The sequence below is a fragment of the Taishania pollutisoli genome, assembly GCF_014518315.1.
Lineage (GTDB): Bacteria > Bacteroidota > Bacteroidia > Flavobacteriales_D > Crocinitomicaceae > Taishania > Taishania pollutisoli.
The window spans coordinates 199,074-217,428 of sequence record NZ_JACVEL010000001.1 but is presented as its reverse complement, the minus strand read 5'-3'; the positions used below and the strand labels follow the sequence as shown (position 1 = coordinate 217,428).

Sequence of the window (18,355 nt, the reverse complement as noted above, 5' to 3'; positions counted from 1 at the left end):
CTGTATGGAAAAAATATCTGTTGCAATAACCGATGATGATAAGTTGATTTCTCAGCTTCTGAAAGACTTTTTGGGAAATTCAGGGACATATGATATCCTGTTTACAGCTTCCGACGGAGAAGAACTGATCGAACAACTCAACCGACCCGATGCCATTATTCCGCAAGTATTGCTGCTCGATTTGAAAATGAAAGGAATGAACGGTATCGATACCATTCAACACCTGAAAGTTCACTTTCCGGCAATTAAAATCATTGTCATCTCTTCTTTTTACCAGGATTCATTTATGGGATTTCTGTTCAAAACAGGAGCAGCGGCATTTGTTCCCAAGGAAATCTCCCCGGATCACCTGCGACAGATTATTAATACCGTACACCACCAGGGAATTTATTTCACCGATGACCAGGTAGCGAAAGTACGCGAGCAAATTTCTTCCAAATCCCCCAAACCGGCATTGAATGACGAATCTGAATTGTCAAAACGGGAAGTCGACGTGCTGAAACTGATTTGCTTGCAGAAAACCGCTAAAGAAATCGGAGAACTGTTGTTTATCACCACAAAGACAGTAGAGGGGCACCGAAACAGTTTATTTACCAAAACAGGAGCTAAAAATGTGGTGGGATTGGTAATTTACGCATTGCAGAATAACATTATTGAAATTGAAGACATTGCTCCCATTTAGGGAGCATAACTGCGAGATTCCGAACGAATGAAAAGAATTGCTCCTGCATATTCTTTTTTGTTATATTAGCATTATGATTTTAGCAGCGATTATTGGCGTGTTATTTTATCGCGCAGCGGTACAGCACGAACTGAACAAGGCCTTATGGGTGATTATTGGCATTCTGTCTTATTTTGCAGGACAATTTATTGCCGGATTTATTATCGGAATAGTCTCTCCCGGTTTATTGGATGATACGCTTTCCATGATTGTAGTCGGATTGATTTCGGGAATTATCGCTGTGGGTGTCACGTATTGGATGCTGCTGAATACCGCTAAAAAGAACGTGATTCAAAAAGAGAAAGAACAAAAGGATCTGATCGATAATTTCTGATCTACAGCATTCCTTTTGCTTTTAATTCCAGGTATTTATTAATGGATTGCAAGGACAGGTTTTCCGGCAGTGTAAGTACTGTCTGGATCCCGTTTTGCTTCAATTGAAAGGCAATTTTAGACTTTAACTCAGACATCTGTTCTGCGACAATGGTTTGGTAAATCTCCCGCATACTTTCCGGTTTTTGCAATGCTAGTGTTTCCAGGTCGCTGTTTTGAAACAGAACAGTCACCAAGACATGTTTTTGATTGATTTTTCGCAAGACAGGTAAGGCACGATTCATGGCTGCTTCTGTTTCAAAATTCGTAAACAGAACGATCAACGACCGTGTCTTTACCGTTCTGCGAATGGTTTGATACAGCAACTCGTAATTGGGTTCTTTAAACTCCGTTTTTTGGTTGTACAACGCTTCCATGATGAACCGCATTTGTCCTTTACTCTTTTCAGCCGGAAGTTGGATCCCCATCTTGTCGGAAAATGTAATCAACCCTGTTTTATCACCATTTCTCAACATGATGTTACTCAATACAAGAATGGAATTGATGGAATAATCCAGCAGTGACAATCCCTCGAATTCCATTTGCATCGAGCGACTCTTATCCAATACACAGAATACACTTTGGGATTTTTCTTCCTGGTACTTGTTGACCATCAGGTTCGCCGTCCGGCTGGTCGCTTTCCAGTTGATCGTTTTTACCTCGTCCCCCTGCACATAATCTTTAATTTGCTCAAACTCACTGTTGTTTCCAAGCCGCCGTAACCGCTTGATCCCTGAATTGATTTTTTGCTGATGAAAAACAAGTAATTCATACTTCTTCAACTGCAACACGGAAGGGTAGACACCAATGGTTTGACTGCTGGGGACTTCGTGTCTTCGCATAACCAGGTGAAACAGAGATGAAATGATAAAAAAAGCATCGTTGAATTGAACAGTTCCCCGTTGTTTGGGGATATATTCGTACGAGAATACCCGCTTTTTTCCGGATGCGATGATCGCTGAGAAAAACAGTTTGCGTTCCTGCATTTCTACCGGAAACCCTTCGTACAGGCGAAAGGAAATCGGCTGATTGGTGGTATTGAGTACTTCCAGTTTCACCGTATTCTTGTCTCCCAGGTTCAAGCGTTCATTCACCTGGCGTTTCAATGCTACGGGAGAAGTCGACGAGAACACAAGAATTGCATCGATCAGTGTAAGTCCGATTAGTGACAACAAGCCGATTTGTGCCGGATACAGCAACCATTCCGCAACCGAAGACAAGGCAAATAAAAGCACTCCTGCAAAAAACAACAGAAAGAACAGCCTGCTCAAATATATGTTTCTAATAACTTTCAATTATCAATGTTTAATTATCAATGACTCAATTATCAGTTATCAAAACCTCATGACAAGAAACCCTGTTGCCGGCATTTGATAATTTATAATTTCTCACTTTCAACTCTCCACTATCTCACTACCGCGGCACTTCCACCTGTTCAATAATCTCTGCGATTACTTCTTCCGTTGTTGTTCCGTCCATTTCGGCCTCAGGAGTTAAGATCAAACGGTGATTCAACACGTGAGGAGCCAGGAATTGAATGTCTTCAGGTGTTACAAAGTCACGACCTCTGATTGCTGCCAGTGCTTTGGACGATTTCAGCAAAGAAAGAGAAGCGCGGGGAGAAGCTCCCAGGTACACATTCCCGTGATTTCGTGTCTTGTGAACAAGTGCGGCAATGTATTTCAACAGATGCTCTTCTACAATAATTTGTTCCACAATTGATTGCACTTTGTGAATATCCGTTACGGAGAACACCTTATTGATTGCACTCAGATCAGTTGATTTAATCTGGTTTTTGTAGCGGAACAGAATTTCTTCCTCCTGGTTCAAATCCGGGTAGGTGATCTTAATCTTGAAAAGGAAACGGTCCAACTGTGCTTCCGGAAGATTGTAAGTTCCTTCCTGGTCAACCGGGTTTTGTGTAGCGACCACCAGGAACGGGAAATCCATTGGATAAAGCTGCCCGTCATACGTGATCTGGCGTTCCTCCATTACCTCGAACAATGCCGATTGTGTTTTTGCCGGAGCCCGGTTAATCTCATCAATCAGAACCACATTCGCGAAAACCGGTCCTTTGTTAAAGATAAAAGAACTGTCTTTCATGTTATAGACACTCGTACCGATCACATCTGAAGGCATCATATCCGGCGTGAACTGAATCCGTGAAAATTGAATATCCAGTGCTTTGGCAATGACTTTTGCAGAAAGGGTTTTAGCAATGCCCGGTACTCCTTCCAGTAAAATATGTCCGTTGGAAAAAATTCCCGTCAGCAATAATTCTACCATTTCATGCTGTCCGATAACATAGTTAGAGAATTCCCTTCTCAACTCATTTACCTTTTGAGCAACCCATACAATTTCAGCGTTTTCACGTTCAAAACCATACCCTGTAGAAGAAGATTCTGAAACCGGTTCAACAGGGTCTTCATTCACAGAAGGTGTGCCTTCCGGCTCCTGGTTCTCTTTCGGCATGAAGGACGAATAATCGTTTTCCTGTTCGTTGTTGTTTACATCTTCATTCATCTTATTTCATTTTATTGTGGGTTTCTGCAAAACGTTGTAATTGTTTCGCATCTGCCCGGTTTAACTCCCAATAATTCACTTTCAGGGTAACAGACTCAAAATGGAGTTGCACTTCCTTTCGATCCTGGTAGACAGACCTTAATTGTTCTAAATTAAACACTTTTTCCTTTCCGAAAAGCGGTTGAATACTTATTTCCCGGTTGGACCATGAAAGGTATGGTTTCATCAGGCGCATGACTCCGAATATGATCGGAATTGCTCCAATCGGCCAGAGAACAACACCAATAGCGATGGCATGCGTCAGGTAATAAGTTCCATAGGTAATCAGTCCTAATCCAACCAGAATCAGCAGCCCGGAAATCCATTCATTTCGGTACACCTGGTAAATTTTTACATCCAGTCTGTCCTGAATTTTTGTAGAAATCAGTCCTGACTTTCGATAGAAATTCAGGATCATTTTTCGCAACTCGGACAATTCATACTCAGAAGTATTGTACTCCCTCAATGCATTCATTTTTCGCAAAATTTCATTGATTTCAGATGGTTTTACATTGCTTTTCTGCGCCAATGATTCAATTTCTCTTTCTGTGACTTCTTTGGAAAGATCAATGTGGAAATGCTTGTGTATAATGCCGTAAAAATTCGCTCGCTGGATACGGACCATTGCAAATGGATTTCGCTGGTTGAAATAAATAGACGTGATCGTGTCTGCAAAGATCATGGTCATGTTGCGTTTTTTCGGAATGAAAGGAACGAACGGTTGCATTCGTTTAGCTCTGAACAGAACAAACAGGATTAACCCGGAAATCAACAGTAAAAGTGCAAGAATCCGTTGCCTGTCCTGGAAGATAAATTGCAGGTAACTGTCGTCCCGTTTTCCGTCTTCGCCATAGTATTCTTTCATGAAATCATATTCATACGGTTTGTACCGCGCAAATTCTAACCAGTAAACGGATTGATCTTTCGGAATTTCATTCAACCAGGTTTTTGCATACGCATAACCGGGGGTTGTCAGGTATTGATAATTGGTAAATAACTCCGGAGTTGTGTTTAAATAGATTTTTCCTGCACCATAATCAATCACACCACTGTTCATCAATGTACCATATCCGCTCAAGGATTTAAACGGAACTGAATCCACTGTTTGGGTAAATTTATAGCCGATCCATTTCTTTGCTACGGGAATAGCCTGATGAAGTGCTGTAAAAGGATATGTTTTAGTTGCTGTTGCAACAGTAATGGTTGTGTCATAGTAATACCCCATGACCACATCATCAAATAGGTATTCGTAGAGTAACCCGTCAACTTTTTCTGCTGAAATGAATAGTTTTGCACCCCTTCCGACTTTTGACAGCAGAGAATCAATTTCTTCTTCATACAAAGCAAAGTAATCCCCGATAAACAGGAAGGTGGGCTGTGTTTCTTTCGGAATAGTATCAATGCTATACAGGTAATCAATGGTAGAAATGGATTTGTTTTTCTGTAAATGCAGGCGCAATGTCGCACTCCAGTGAAACAATCCCTTCGGATCTTTACTGTCCGGAATATAGGCATCATCCCAGTTTGTGTAGGTCGTTGCGGTTGTGCTGTTCCCTCTGTTTTTCGATGCATTATTGCCCCCGGATGATAACCACACAATGAGAATAACCATCACGACGACAAAAGCAATCAATCCTATTTTAAACGTTCTGCTCATGCTTCAGGGTTTAAGGATTGATAATAATTTTCCAGCGTAGGCTTTAATTGCTCATAATCGCGACGGGTAATTTCATAGTCACCGTACCATACCAGGTCGTAAATACGCACACATTCACCAAAGTTGTCATATCCCTTGGATTTCCGTGTTTCCAGCAAGTAATCGTAATTGGTTTTTTCCGGTCTCCAATTGATGTGTTGCTTATTGATGAGTTCTTTCAGGATAAACATAAAATGAATGCGGACACACTCCCGGTAGTTGCTCCCCATAATTGCTTTCTCTAATTTTAATTCCAGCTCGGATTTGGTAATAACGGTAGGGTTCCATTCATCGTCCACATGGATGCGCACCTTTGCATCTCCCGGTTTGATCTGACGGATGATCAGGTACAAAATAAACAGCAATACCCCGATGACGAGAATCAACAAAACAACCTTCCAGAACTCCCAGGTTCCGATGGAAGGCATATCAAAATCAGGAAGGTCTACATCCGGAAGATCGATGTCCGGCATGTCGATGTCCGGCAACTCAATCGGATCCGGAGGAATCATGTTCGGATTGGGTTTCTTTACGACTCCGTTACTGTATTCACTCCCGTACTTTTCCCCGCGGCTTTCCCCCAGCTGTTCATCGGAAAGGATGGAATGCATGGGGTTATTTCCATCCGAATAGAAGTCCTCTTCTTCTTCCCAGCTTTGTTCATACAACTCACTCGGGTAGGATGAATTCCACTCTTTTGGACCTTTAAATTTTTTACTTTTTTCGTAAACGTTTTGCTGCTGTTGTTGTTTATGATAGCGGTCAATTGTGTTGTCCTGCGAAATCAGCAAGAATGGAAAAACGAAAAGTATGACAAGCAGCAAGTTTCTCATTCCTGGTTACGTTTACGTTTTCCAAACGATTCAAATTCTTTTTTCAACCCGATTGCTTCTTCTTTTTCTGTAACGTTGAAATAAGAAAGTCCAATCATCATGGCAAACAATGGTAGGGTGAACAGTACAAAAAACAGGTAGACCAATTGTCGGAATGAATTGGAATAATACATGTAATCTTCAGTGAAAAATATTGCTGCCCTGTTGATAAAATCAGTGACCATATCCAGTAAATCACCTACTAATGGTTCGTTGGTCCATGTTTGATGGATACTGAGCACCAACGCAATCGGCTGAATAAATAACACGAGCATCAACGAGAAAAATAAAATGATAATGATACTGGATCCGTATGCCTTTTTTCCGTACCGGAATGCTTTTTTCAATCTGTTAGTTCCATCATCTAAGCCGGCAACGGCAACATTAATTGTCAGGAGCGGAAGTAAAAACAACAAGATAAATTTGGCTTCAATCGGAACAAAATAGAACAACCAGTAAAAAAGTGCGAATGAAAGATAGATTTTCCAGAATCGCTGCCTCAGGTACCTGAAATAGTCCGGGTAAGAGACGCTAACTTTCGGAGATTTAACAGCCCAGAATACAGCCGAAAAAATCAGTGCGAACAGTAGTGACCAGGCAACTCCTGCCAACAGATCTGTGAGGTGGTATTTACCGAATCCGAACATGATTTGAGACAGTGCATACCAGTCGTACCAGTGCTGACTGAGCATTCTGTCCATGTGAACCTGCCCCTGGATGTATACAACAATTAAGGCAAGCGGAAGAACAATTGTCAGAATTACGGTCATGAATTTTTTGAAATACAGCCAGTACGCCTGGAATGCATCTTTGATAACTTCTCCTTCGGAACGTAGTTTGTGAAGAATCAGTTTCCGCTGAGGCCGGATGTCCGACATGTCTTCCTGGTTGACGAGGTGTGGATGCTTCCGGGCTACAAAAAACGGGTAAATGACATAATAAACAACAATGAGTGCAAATGAGAAAAAGATAATACACCATTTTGACCATTCGGGTAGTAACTGGTAATTGCGTGTTACGTAACTTTCGAGGAAACCTGCCGCAATGATAAACGGAATCAGGCTCAGCATGATTTTCAATCCCCGGATAGTAGAGATTTTCAATGATTGCATCCGGGTAAAACTTTTGGGGAACAGTAATCCGTTTCCTGCGGTAATTCCGGCTCCTCCTGCGAGTACAATGGCTGAAATTTCAAATGCTCCGTGAATCCAGATTCCCAAAAAAGAGGTGATCAATAATCCTTTGGTATGAAAGAAGTACTGGAAAGAACCGAGCATTACACCATTTGAAAACAAAAGAATATGGGTTCCGATTGTTGCAAAAAATCCTGCAAAAAAGGTGAGTAACGCTACTTTTAAGTTGTTGGTAGTAATGTAAATAAACATGGAAAGCTGCGACTGGCTTTCGTAGACGGCCAGCGGATTTCCGTTCGAAATGTTATCAACGGTCATGTCCACATACATGTCACCGAGAACAATGCGGGGAAAATCAGGATTGAAATAAGTGGTGACAACCCCGATGGCTGCATAGGCCAGAAAGGATATCAATGCGAAAAGCAATGTTTTTCTGGAGCGGTAAATTTCAATGGGAATTGAAACGGTGATTACTTCCAGGATCTTTTTCCACGTTTCACCACCTTGTTTGTGGACACCGGAAAATACTTTCTGAGCAAGTTGATTGAGGTATACGCGAACAGTTCTTCTGTTGTAGAATGTTTGCGCATATCCCAGGTCTTCAGTGATGTCGAGGTACAACTTACTTAACTCTTCCGGATTTTTCTGTGAAGAAGTGTAGGCTTTCTCAAAACGTGACCACTTTTCCTTATTTTGCTCTATGAATTTAGTTTCCTTCAATCAGTGTTCTTTCAAAAAGAACATAAATATAATGAAGAGATTGAGAATAGAGTGATTTTGGAGGAAATATTTATTTTCCTTTGAAAATCCGGGTGAATCCTGTTATTGGAATGCAGTTACGACCAGGTAGACAATTCCCGCAACGATTGCTGAAATCGGAATGGTTAAGATCCACGCCCACAGCAATTTTACGGTTACTCCCCATCGCACGGCCGATGTTCTTTTTGTAATTCCCACTCCGACAATACTACCAGTAATGGTATGTGTGGTAGAAACAGGGATTCCCAGGTGCTCTGCAACATATAATGTGATGGCACCGGCAGTTTCGGCACTCACTCCTTCCAGAGACGTTACTTTTGTGATTTTAGATCCCATTGTTTTCACAATTTTCCATCCGCCGCTCATTGTTCCCAAACCGATCACAATGAAGGATGTTAACGGAACCCATCCCCATTCTTCTACGAAGTGGGCAAATCTGTCCGGAGAATCAATCCATTCAGCATCTCCTGCCTGTACGTGGTAAAAGATTACTGCAGCACCGATGATTCCCATTACTTTCTGTGCGTCATTGGCTCCGTGTCCCAAACTAAACAAGGCCGACGATACCAACTGCATTCTTCTGAACCATACATCTGCTTTGTGCGGGGTTGTCTTTTTGCAGATGTGCATAATGATAACGGTAATGAGATATGCCATGATCATTCCCAACAGCGGGGCAACGAAAATAAACAATACAATCGGGAATACTTTTGCGACATTGATGACTCCCTGAAGCGTATCGTGTGTTATATAGGCATGTGTCAGGGCTGCTCCCATGAATCCTCCGATCAATGTATGTGATGAGGAAGAAGGAATTCCGAATTTCCAGGTTACTAAATTCCATGAAATGGCTGCGATAAGTCCGGCAAAAATCACTTCCAGTGTGATGTAGTCTTCAATAACCGTTTTGGCAATGGTGTTACCGATTTTAAATTCTCCTACAACGTATAGCGAGATAAAATAGGCCATGAAGTTGAAAAACGCAGCCCATAAAACTGCCTGAAAAGGCGTTAGAACTTTGGTTGCAACAATTGTGGCAATCGAATTGGCAGCATCGTGAAATCCATTGATGTAATCAAAGATAAACGCTAAGATGATGATCGAAATAAGTAATGTCATGAGTGTCTGATTACTTCAAAAAAAGAAACGTGATTAAGAGTATTTCACCATTACGGACTCCAGTACATTGGCAACAGCTTTACTCTTGTCTGTTGCTGTTTCAAGGGAGAATAATACTTCTTTGTATTTAATGATAATTTTTGCGTCTGTTTCTTTTTCAAAGATGTCTGCAATGGCTTTATCATGAATTTTGTCAGCTTTTACTTCCAGTTCATTGATTTTCTTACAAACAACAGCGATGTGTGTCAGTTTTTTGCTTCCTGCAAGACAGTCAATTCCTTTCTGAATCAGTTTACATGCTTCTACATTTATTTCGGTCAGTTTTTTAATTGACTTTGTAATGTCTTCCACCTGGTAAAAATTCATTCTGTTTGCGCTGTCAATCAGGTAATCAACCACATCCCCGATGGCAATGTTCAGCGCGTGGATGTCTTCCCGGTCAAAAGGTGTCAGGAAGTTACGGCTCAGTTCGAGGTTAATTTCACGGATGATTTTGTCGGACTCGATATCCAGTTCATTCATCTTGTTAAAAAATGCTTCCCGTTCTTTCTTGGGGGCATTCGACAATTCGTCCAGTTTAACAGAGACCTCCACAAGGTTGGTTGCCGCTGATTGTAATAAGGGAATGAATTTTTTGTCTTTCGGAACTAAGAACTGAAGAATCTTATTAATTGTGTTTGCCATGTCTATATTAATTACGTTGCGAAATTAACCGCCTAATATTAACCTAATGTTACCAAAATCTTATCAAAACAATTTTTAAAGAACACGGCAATTTTTAATTAGTTGAACAGGTAGTTTGCTGACAAATAGGGTGGTAGGTTTAATTGTGCTAAATATTCTCATTTTTTTTCAAAAATAATGCAGAGATATTTAAAAAATACTTATTTTTGCACCCAGATTTTGATATGCCCGGGTGGCGGAACTGGTAGACGCGCTGGATTCAAAATCCTGTGCCTTCGGGCGTGCCGGTTCGATTCCGGCCCCGGGTACCGCCAAAAGGAAGTTCGTAAGAGCTTCCTTTTTTTATTTAGTGATACCATTGAATACAATTGCAGCAGTACCCAATACAGCTGCATTTCTATCCTGCAATTCCGAGATTTTCACTTCTACTTTATTCTGGTAGATTTTTAACGCAGCCAATTCCATGTAGCTTTTTACTTTGTCGGAAAACGTCTTTCCTGCCTGTGCGCATCCTCCGAATAGGATGTATGCTTTCGGGTTGGAGAAGCAGAGGAAATCAGCCAGCGCATTTCCAAGGATTTTGGCAGTGTAATCCAGAATTTCTCTTGAAAATTCATCTCCGGCAACAGATGCTTCTGCGACGTCTTTACTGGTAGGGTTTTCAAGGGTTAACAAGACGGAATCTTTTTTGTAGTCAGATTCCAGTTCGCGAATACTTCTCACTACTCCGGTAGCCGACGCATAAGTTTCCAGGCATCCCTGTCTTCCGCAGCCACATAACCGACCGTTATCAACAACACGAATGTGTCCGTACTCTCCAGCCAATCCATCTTCGCCGTAAACAATTTTTCCGTCAATCACTACACCGCTTCCAAGGCCTGTTCCAAGTGTTATGGTGACAAAGTTCTTCAATCCGATGGCGGCACCAAACAGCATTTCTCCAACGGCTGCAGCATTGGCGTCATTGGTCATAATGGTTTTCTTGTTGAATTTTTCCATGAAGATTTTAGCCATCGGAACAATTCCTTTCCAATGTAAATTCGGAGCAAATTCAATGTTTCCCGTAAAATGATTGCCGTTGGGTGCACCAATTCCGATCCCGATCAACTGTTCCCGGAATGAATGCTCTCCTAACGTGTCAAAAATGAAGTCAGCTAACGATTCCGGCCGCTCATGACTTTTTGTTGAAGTAACTCCTTCAAAAAGAATAGTGCCTTTATGATCTACAATCCCAAATGCGGTGTTTGTTCCGCCGATATCTATCCCAAGAGCTAATCCAGGTTCCTCCATACTTAAAAATCATTGTTCCACTCACGATAAAACTGAGTGAGGAAGTTTTTCATATATTCCGTTCGGTTTTCAGCAATCAGTCTGGCGGTGTCGGTGTGCATTTTGTCGGATAAAAGTAACAATTTCTCGTAGAAATGATTAATTGTTGTTGACTTTGCATTTTTATATTCGTCAAATGTGTTGTGCAGTTTGTGTGGAAGCTCCGGATCGTAAATGGGATTTCCCACATGTCCTCCATATGCAAATGTCCGGGCAATTCCAATGGCACCGATTGCATCCAGCCGATCTGCATCCTGCACTATTTTTGCCTCAAGAGAAGTAGTTGTGTCTTCTACATTCGCACCTTTATAGGATACACTGTTGACAATGATTCTTACTTTTTCAGCTGTTTCGGAAGATCCGCCTGCGGAGATAACCGCGTTATAAGAAACATCCCCGCCTAATTGCTCGTTTCCTCCGTTGAATTTGTAATCGGAAATATCATGCAATAATGCCGCCAATTCGATTACTTCTTTGTCTCCGCCTTCTTGTGATTGAAGATACAATGCATTTTTGCGAACACGATCAATGTGATACCAATCATGTCCCGTTGCAATATCGCTATTTTGCGATTTAACAAAATCAGTGATTCGTTCTACTAAATTTTTCACACTATAGTCAGCTAAATTAAACATCCAAATATAAAAAAAGAGGATGCTCATTCGAGCATCCTCTTCCTGCTATTATAAAAAATATTACTTGATCACTTTCAATGTGTGCGTTGCATTGTTCGCACCGTTGAATGTTACAAAGTAAACACCTCTGTTCCAGGACAATGTGTTTACAGTTGCAACAGAACTGATCACAGCTGTTTCTGAAATAACTTTACCGTTGATATCCGTAATTGTATAGGTCACATCCATGTTACTGTAGTTATTGATCGTCAACAGCTCATTAACAGGGTTTGGATAAGCAACGATTGATTGTCCTAATTCTACGCTTTCAACAGACACTCCTGCTAACGCAACACATGCAGATGTATCTGCGCATGTCCCATTGTCGATGATTACCGCGTATGAACCAGCAGTAGTTGCAGTGTATGTGCGGTTTGTTGCTCCGGAAACAGGTGAGTTGTCAGCACAATTGATCCATTGGTATGTCATACCTGTAGCTGTAGCTGTAGCAGTCATACCCGCAGTTGTAACTGCCAGATTTGGCAAGTTAGCACCTGCACATACGATTTCAATTGCATCTGTACCGCAAGGTAACAATTGGTAACCGGAAGTATACGGACTTGAAGAATCAAACTGGGATCCGATTCCTGTTACGTTGAATGGTCCTTGCGGAGCCGGTGTTCCTCCTAAGTTTGTAGAAGTCAGGATACGGATCTGGAATGTTGTCGTTCCGTCTGTTACATCCAGGTTTGTATTTGTTGTCGGGAATGTCGCGATTGGTGTAACCAGTGTTACATTTTCCAATGTTACATATTGATTTTCCGTAGACTCGTTCAATGCTGTAACTACGATTGGAGCGTTTGTAGCGACACCGCTTTCCAACAATGTGATTGCGTGTGCACGTACTTGTAACAGTCCGTTGAATTGATCAATGATTCCTTTTACCTCGATAGAATCTCCGGCCATAGGAGTTGTATAGCCACTTACGTCATTTGTAGCGAAGATGTACATTCCTTCTCCTGAACCGTCGATGATCGCCATGTTGTATCCTGAACCAGCTCTGAAGTCCATACAGTGAAGAACACCAGTAATTGTTACCAATACATTCAATGAATCTGCTGCACCGTTTGCATCTGTCCCATTGATTTGATCGATTGTATAATATACATAGTCATCTGCGAAACCTGAAACAGCTACCGTATCGTTATCCGCACCTGTTGAAGACGCGATAATGTTTCCGGAGAGTGGTCCGTAAATTGCTGCGTTTCCTCTTGCGTGAACTGTTGTTGCAGCTACTGTTCCTGAAACAGGAGTCAATGTAACGGATGCTGTAAATGTTGTGTTGTCCAAAGAAACTTCAAAACCTGTCGGTGCAGTAACCGTTATGTCATCTGACAATGCGATTCCGGAAACCGTAAACGGTTGAGAAGCGGAAGGTGTTCCTACCTGGTGGTTAAATCCAGTCAATGTAGCTGGTGTAGCTGTGATAACAGGAACAGCTGAAGAACAAGATCCCGGATCTGTGATTGCTACATCTAATGTACATCCTGATTCATCCGCATCTGTGATTGTTACCGTAACGTTTCCTGCGCCTGCAGAACCGTCTTGTAATTGGAAAGACGTTGCAGCACCGTATGTACCTGTTGTGGGTGTGATTGTCCCGGAAGAAACAGAAACAGTATAAGTTGCCCCAAGCTGAGATCCTGTAGGATTCAATGAGAATGAAATGTAATCATCTGCAGGATCAGCAGTTGTTGTATTGTCATTACAAGTTAATGCAGTAAGATCTGCTGTTGCAATGTTACATCCAGGTGCAACATAAGGAGACCATGTAAAATCATCAACCATAATTCGCTCAGAAGCGGAGTAATTCAGATTTGATATTCTAATAAGAATATTATTGTTACTGTTATTGATTGTACCATTGAAAATTTTATAATTACTTGAATTATCTAGGGCCGCATTATTAATTAGTGTAACAAATGTCCATGACGTACCACCATTCGTAGAATATTCAATATCAAATTGCGGATTCGGACTATCATCCCAACGACGAATATTGACACTAAAAGTAGAAACACCTCCGGAACTGATTGTCGCAACAAAAGAAGCGTCATCCGCATTTCGAAGTCTATATGCGTAAGTACCATTTGCTCCAGGTAATCCTCCTCCAAGAGCAGTTGTCTCTCTTAGGCACTGTGTGCATGTTGATGAAAATGTACCGTCAACATAAGTATGATTGTCTCCATATGACCCAATTGGACTAGTACCATTTGTCCATTTAGCTGCGTCATCAAAGTTTACCGTTGTTTGTGCTGTGGTAATCATTGGCAACGCAAAAAATGCAAGTAATAATTTTTTCATTTTTAATGTTTTAAATAATATGCGGAGCAAAGTTACGAAAGAAGCCCCCTAAGAACCTACTTTTGGATGTAAAGGAATTATTAACAAATAAAAAAAAGCAACCCGGAGATTGCTTTTTTGAAGGTGTATTTTTCTATTTTGTCATTTGCTCATCTTCCTCTTTGTCCGGAGGAAATAATTTAGGTAAATCGGTTTTGTTCTGCAATCGGTCCATCATGTCTTCCAGTTGAGAGATGGAAATTTGCTTCGCAATGAATTTCTTATCCTTGTCTAAAACGAATAGGCGAGGTGTTGAAAAAATATCATAGGTCAAATGAATATTCATAGATTCCAAAGTGGTAAATCTCGGAATTAACATCCGTGCATCTTCTTTTCCTATTTTCAAAATCGTTTCTGTAACGGCTACGTTCAGAAAGTTCAGTTTGTTTTTAACGATGTAGTCTTTCCACTTTTTGTAATCATCACCTGAAGCTTTCCCGATGGCAAGTACTTCAATGTTTCTTCCTTTGAATTTCTTGTCGTACAATTCGGCTAATTTCGGAGTGATTTTTTTACAATGGCCACACTCCGGATCCCAAAAATACAGGATGGTGTATTCCGCGTTGATTTTGTGTAGATTGATCCAATTTAGTTTGTCCCACGGTCTGTCCAATGTGTCCGGCAGAATAATGTTTGGTGCTTTCACACCCATCACCAGGTTTTTTTGAACGGTAATCTTCTCACACAATTCTTCCAACTTGTCTTCTGTCATCCAGGAAGCAGGAGATTTTCCCTCTGCATTGCGTGTACAATAATATTTGTCTGCCATCATCACGTACACTTTATCCATCCCCATTTGTTTGCTCTTCCCGAATGAACTTGTTACGTATGAAACAACGTATTCGAATGCTTTGGATTTCGGATCCATTTGATCAATTACACGATAGGCATATTTGAGAATGGTATCCCAATGTTGTACCAGCATTTTATTGCCGAAAAAGTATTCTATTTTATTACCGAAAACAGATGTGTTGACCAACCCGTCCACAGAAAAGTCAGTGTTGTCAAAATAATGATCTCTGTAGTAATGATACCTGAAGTTGGAGTCAATGATATTTCCTTTTGCATCTACCGGTGGTTCCGGAATTTCAACTTCTAACGTCATTTTGATCATTTTCCCCACCAACATATTCGGATACGTTTTTACCAGGTTGTGCTGATAGGCAATTACTTCTTTGTTGATCGCATTGATTTGGTCTTCCAGTCCTTTGTATTTCGGATCTGTTTTTTCCAGTGTATTGATTTCCGTCGCTAATTTTTGCGCGGTCGTTTTGCGCTCGCTAATAAATTTTACATAGTCATTAAAAATCCTGTTTTCTTCGGATTTTTTTACTTTCATTGTTTCTACAAAATTTGGTTTCTGTGTTTCAATGTGCACTTCTTCCTTGTTGTAGATAAATTCGAATAATTGCTGTCCGGGGAGAAGAATCCCAAGCATTCCGGGTTGCTGTTTTGCTCCGTCAAACTCAACATATCCACCTTTTATTTCCGCGGTATCAGCATAGAATAACTTCGTGCCGCTATATTTTACAAGATGTACGGTCGTATCTGCCTGTCCGACGATTTTAAATTTTAGCTTCTGACCAAAGGTCACTACGGAAGTTAATACAATGAATATCGTTAGAATCGCTTTCATGTTGTTTTTGAATTTGTTTTGAAATTATACATACAGACGCAATATTTATTCCAAAGGGGATGAAGTTAACATTTATTTAACTATATAAAAAACAAGGCGGTCATTTAAACCGCCTGTTTCTGTCTGATACGTATGGATTACTGATTTTGCAATTTAATCAGATTCAAAGCAGAACCTGCTTTGAACCATTCAATTTGCTGATGGTTGTAAGTATGATTCAATTTGATTGTTTCTTTTGATCCGTCCGCGTGGACAATTTCCAACGTCAGTTGTTTTCCCGGAGCAAAATCAACCAGGTCAATGAAGTTAAAAGTATCATCTTCTTTGATTTTGTCATAATCTGCTTCATTTGCAAACGTCAACCCCAACATCCCTTGTTTTTTCAGGTTTGTTTCGTGAATACGTGCAAATGATTTAACGATTACCGCTTTTACCCCCAGGTGACGAGGTTCCATTGCTGCGTGCTCACGGGAAGATCCTTCACCGTAGTTCTGGTCACCGACAACGATGGATGGAATTCCTGCTGCTTTGTACGCTCTTGCTGTTGCCGGAACTTCTCCTTTTGCTCCTGTCAATTGATTGACAACTTCGTTTGTTGCCCCGCCGAATGCGTTAACAGCTCCGATCAACATGTTGTTGGAAATATTATCTAAGTGACCACGGTAACGCAACCACGGACCAGCCATGGAAATATGATCCGTTGTACATTTTCCGAATGCCTTGATGAGCAATTTTGCACCGGTAATGTTTTTACCGTCCCATGCCGGGAATTCTTCGAGTAATTGTAAACGTTCCGAATCCGGTTTTACATCTACGACAATACCTGATCCGTCTTCAGCCGGTGCCTGGTATCCGTTGTCATCGACATCAAATCCTTTCGGAGGTAACTCAAATCCTGTCGGTTCGTTTAATTTTACCTGCTCACCGTTTTGATTGGTCAATGTGTCTGTAATCGGGTTGAAATCCAATCTCCCTGCAATGGCAATAGCTGCGACCATTTCCGGTGATGCAACGAATGCGTGCGTGTTCGGGTTTCCGTCTGCACGTTTTGCAAAGTTGCGGTTGAAGGAGTGAACAATGGAATTCTTTTCTTGTTTTTCCGCTCCTTCACGGTCCCACTGGCCGATGCACGGTCCACATGCGTTGGTAAAGATGCGTGCCGATTCAAATTTCTTAAATGTATCAATGAATCCGTCTCTTTCGGCCGTATAACGTACTTGCTCAGATCCCGGGTTGATTCCCAGAATTGCTTTTGGTTTTACTCCCTTGCTAACAGCATCTTCTACAATTGAAGCGGCTCTTGATAAATCTTCGTAGGATGAGTTGGTACATGAACCGATCAATGCCCATTCAATGTCTAACGGCCAATCATTCGCGATTGCTTTTTCTCTGAATTCAGCAACAGGTGTTGCCAAATCCGGAGTGAACGGCCCGTTTAAATGCGGTGTCAATTCGGAAAGATTGATTTCAATCACCTGATCGAAGTATTTTTCAGGATTTGCGTATACTTCTGCATCCCCTGTTAAGTGCTCAGCTACCTGATCTGCAAGCGCAACTACTTCAGCACGACCTGTCGCATTCAGGTATCTTCTCATGGAATCATCATAACCGAACGTTGATGTCGTAGCACCGATTTCAGCTCCCATATTACAAATGGTTCCTTTACCGGTACATGACATTGCCTCAGCTCCTTCTCCGAAGTATTCAACAATTGCGCCTGTACCTCCTTTCACTGTGAGGATTCCCGCTACTTTCAGAATCACGTCTTTCGGTGCGGTCCATCCGTTCAGTTTTCCTGTCAGCTTTACACCGATCAGTTTCGGCATTTTCAACTCCCATGCCATTCCTGCCATTACGTCAACTGCATCAGCTCCACCGACACCCACAGCAACCATTCCAAGTCCACCGGCATTTACTGTGTGGGAATCTGTGCCAATCATCATTCCTCCCGGGAATGCGTAATTTTCCAGTACAACCTGGTGAATGATTCCGGCTCCGGGTTTCCAGAAACCGATACCATATTTATTACATACAGAACTCAGGAAGTTAAAGACCTCACTACTTTTGTTCAATGCGTCCTGCAAATCCTTGTCAGCGCCGATTTTTGCCTGAATCAGGTGGTCTGCATGTGCAGTGGAAGGAACAGCCACTTTCGTTTTTCCTGCCTGCATAAACTGCAACAACGCCATTTGGGCTGTTGCATCCTGCATTGCGACTCTGTCCGGCGCGAAATCCACATAAGATTTACCCCGCTCATATTCCGTTGTTGCATTTCCATCCCACAAGTGGGCATAGAGAATCTTTTCAGAAAGAGTTAAAGGCTTTCCTACAACTTTTCGTGCTGCAGCGATCCGTTCCGGATAACGCTCATACACTTTTTTAATCATGTCTAAATCGAATACCATATCTCTTCATTTTAAAATAGTTTGTTTCCAATCAATACAACAATAGCAAC

Annotated in this window: 14 protein-coding genes and 1 tRNA gene; 3 read left to right on the top strand and 12 right to left on the bottom strand. The window is 41.5% G+C overall.

All coding sequences use genetic code 11. The features are described 5' to 3' along the window. Positions 1-4: 4 nt before the first annotated feature. Both H9Y05_RS00880 and H9Y05_RS00875 read left to right on the top strand, forming a co-directional pair. Positions 5-682: a response regulator transcription factor gene (locus H9Y05_RS00880; RefSeq protein ID WP_163492274.1), complete on the top strand. Its 678-nt coding sequence runs from the start codon at positions 5-7 to the stop codon at positions 680-682. 73 nt (positions 683-755) lie between these two features. Beyond that, positions 756-1,055, top strand: coding sequence for a hypothetical protein (locus H9Y05_RS00875; protein WP_163492273.1), 300 nt, complete (start codon positions 756-758; stop codon positions 1,053-1,055). Between the two features lies 1 nt (position 1,056). On the opposite strand, the gene H9Y05_RS00870 is transcribed toward H9Y05_RS00875, so the two are convergent. The 7 genes from H9Y05_RS00870 to H9Y05_RS00840 all read right to left on the bottom strand — a co-directional run bounded on the left by H9Y05_RS00870 (position 1,057) and on the right by H9Y05_RS00840 (position 9,918). Continuing rightward, a complete protein-coding gene (locus tag H9Y05_RS00870) occupies positions 1,057-2,388 on the bottom strand; it encodes a DUF58 domain-containing protein (protein ID WP_163492272.1) in 1,332 nt (443 codons plus the stop codon). A gap of 118 nt (positions 2,389-2,506) precedes the next feature. Continuing rightward, positions 2,507-3,616: an AAA family ATPase gene (locus H9Y05_RS00865; RefSeq protein WP_163492271.1), complete on the bottom strand. Its 1,110-nt coding sequence runs from the start codon at positions 3,614-3,616 to the stop codon at positions 2,507-2,509. A gap of 1 nt (position 3,617) precedes the next feature. Further along, positions 3,618-5,312, bottom strand: coding sequence for a DUF4350 domain-containing protein (locus H9Y05_RS00860; RefSeq protein ID WP_216713241.1), 1,695 nt, complete (start codon positions 5,310-5,312; stop codon positions 3,618-3,620). Beyond that, the gene (locus H9Y05_RS00855) at positions 5,309-6,184 is read right to left on the bottom strand and encodes a DUF4129 domain-containing protein (protein ID WP_216713240.1); all 876 of its coding nucleotides are present in this window, start codon (positions 6,182-6,184) and stop codon (positions 5,309-5,311) included. The genes H9Y05_RS00860 and H9Y05_RS00855 overlap by 4 nt, the downstream gene beginning before the upstream one ends. Then, positions 6,181-8,076, bottom strand: a complete 1,896-nt coding sequence (locus H9Y05_RS00850) for a stage II sporulation protein M (protein ID WP_216713239.1) — start codon at positions 8,074-8,076, stop codon at positions 6,181-6,183. Before H9Y05_RS00850 ends, H9Y05_RS00855 begins: the two co-directional genes overlap by 4 nt. Positions 8,077-8,178: 102 nt before the next feature. Further along, the gene (locus H9Y05_RS00845; RefSeq protein ID WP_163492267.1) at positions 8,179-9,234 is read right to left on the bottom strand and encodes an inorganic phosphate transporter; all 1,056 of its coding nucleotides are present in this window, start codon (positions 9,232-9,234) and stop codon (positions 8,179-8,181) included. A gap of 33 nt (positions 9,235-9,267) precedes the next feature. After that, positions 9,268-9,918, bottom strand: a complete 651-nt coding sequence (locus H9Y05_RS00840) for a DUF47 domain-containing protein (protein WP_163492266.1) — start codon at positions 9,916-9,918, stop codon at positions 9,268-9,270. Between the two features lie 226 nt (positions 9,919-10,144). On the opposite strand from H9Y05_RS00840, the gene H9Y05_RS00835 reads away from it, so the two are divergent. Next, positions 10,145-10,226 (top strand) — tRNA-Leu (locus H9Y05_RS00835). Positions 10,227-10,260: 34 nt separating this feature from the next. On the opposite strand, the gene H9Y05_RS00830 is transcribed toward H9Y05_RS00835, so the two are convergent. From H9Y05_RS00830 to H9Y05_RS00810, 5 genes are all read right to left on the bottom strand, one after another. Next, a complete protein-coding gene (locus H9Y05_RS00830; protein WP_163492265.1) occupies positions 10,261-11,208 on the bottom strand; it encodes an ROK family protein in 948 nt (315 codons plus the stop codon). A 2-nt stretch (positions 11,209-11,210) separates the two neighbouring features. After that, positions 11,211-11,858, bottom strand: a complete 648-nt coding sequence (locus H9Y05_RS00825) for an HD domain-containing protein (protein ID WP_317170270.1) — start codon at positions 11,856-11,858, stop codon at positions 11,211-11,213. Positions 11,859-11,942: 84 nt separating this feature from the next. Then, the gene (locus tag H9Y05_RS00820) at positions 11,943-14,225 is read right to left on the bottom strand and encodes a T9SS type A sorting domain-containing protein (RefSeq protein ID WP_216713237.1); all 2,283 of its coding nucleotides are present in this window, start codon (positions 14,223-14,225) and stop codon (positions 11,943-11,945) included. A gap of 133 nt (positions 14,226-14,358) precedes the next feature. Continuing rightward, the gene (locus tag H9Y05_RS00815) at positions 14,359-15,900 is read right to left on the bottom strand and encodes a thioredoxin-like domain-containing protein (RefSeq protein ID WP_163492262.1); all 1,542 of its coding nucleotides are present in this window, start codon (positions 15,898-15,900) and stop codon (positions 14,359-14,361) included. A 137-nt stretch (positions 15,901-16,037) separates the two neighbouring features. Beyond that, entirely contained in the window at positions 16,038-18,305 is a 2,268-nt protein-coding gene (locus tag H9Y05_RS00810; protein WP_163492261.1) for an aconitate hydratase, read from the bottom strand. Positions 18,306-18,355 lie beyond the last annotated feature (50 nt).

Excerpts from the sequence above, each read along its gene's own strand:
- H9Y05_RS00860 (WP_216713241.1), bottom strand. The coding sequence starts at position 5,312 with ATGAGCAGAACGTTTAAAATAGGATTGATTGCTTTTGTCGTCGTGATG.
- H9Y05_RS00880 (WP_163492274.1), top strand. The coding sequence starts at position 5 with ATGGAAAAAATATCTGTTGCAATAACCGATGATGATAAGTTGATTTCT.
- H9Y05_RS00820 (WP_216713237.1), bottom strand. The coding sequence starts at position 14,225 with ATGAAAAAATTATTACTTGCATTTTTTGCGTTGCCAATGATTACCACA.
- H9Y05_RS00830 (WP_163492265.1), bottom strand. The coding sequence starts at position 11,208 with ATGGAGGAACCTGGATTAGCTCTTGGGATAGATATCGGCGGAACAAAC.
- H9Y05_RS00875 (WP_163492273.1), top strand. The coding sequence starts at position 756 with ATGATTTTAGCAGCGATTATTGGCGTGTTATTTTATCGCGCAGCGGTA.
- H9Y05_RS00855 (WP_216713240.1), bottom strand. The coding sequence starts at position 6,184 with ATGAGAAACTTGCTGCTTGTCATACTTTTCGTTTTTCCATTCTTGCTG.
- H9Y05_RS00845 (WP_163492267.1), bottom strand. The coding sequence starts at position 9,234 with ATGACATTACTTATTTCGATCATCATCTTAGCGTTTATCTTTGATTAC.
- H9Y05_RS00810 (WP_163492261.1), bottom strand. The coding sequence starts at position 18,305 with ATGGTATTCGATTTAGACATGATTAAAAAAGTGTATGAGCGTTATCCG.
- H9Y05_RS00840 (WP_163492266.1), bottom strand. The coding sequence starts at position 9,918 with ATGGCAAACACAATTAATAAGATTCTTCAGTTCTTAGTTCCGAAAGAC.
- H9Y05_RS00865 (WP_163492271.1), bottom strand. The coding sequence starts at position 3,616 with ATGAATGAAGATGTAAACAACAACGAACAGGAAAACGATTATTCGTCC.
- H9Y05_RS00815 (WP_163492262.1), bottom strand. The coding sequence starts at position 15,900 with ATGAAAGCGATTCTAACGATATTCATTGTATTAACTTCCGTAGTGACC.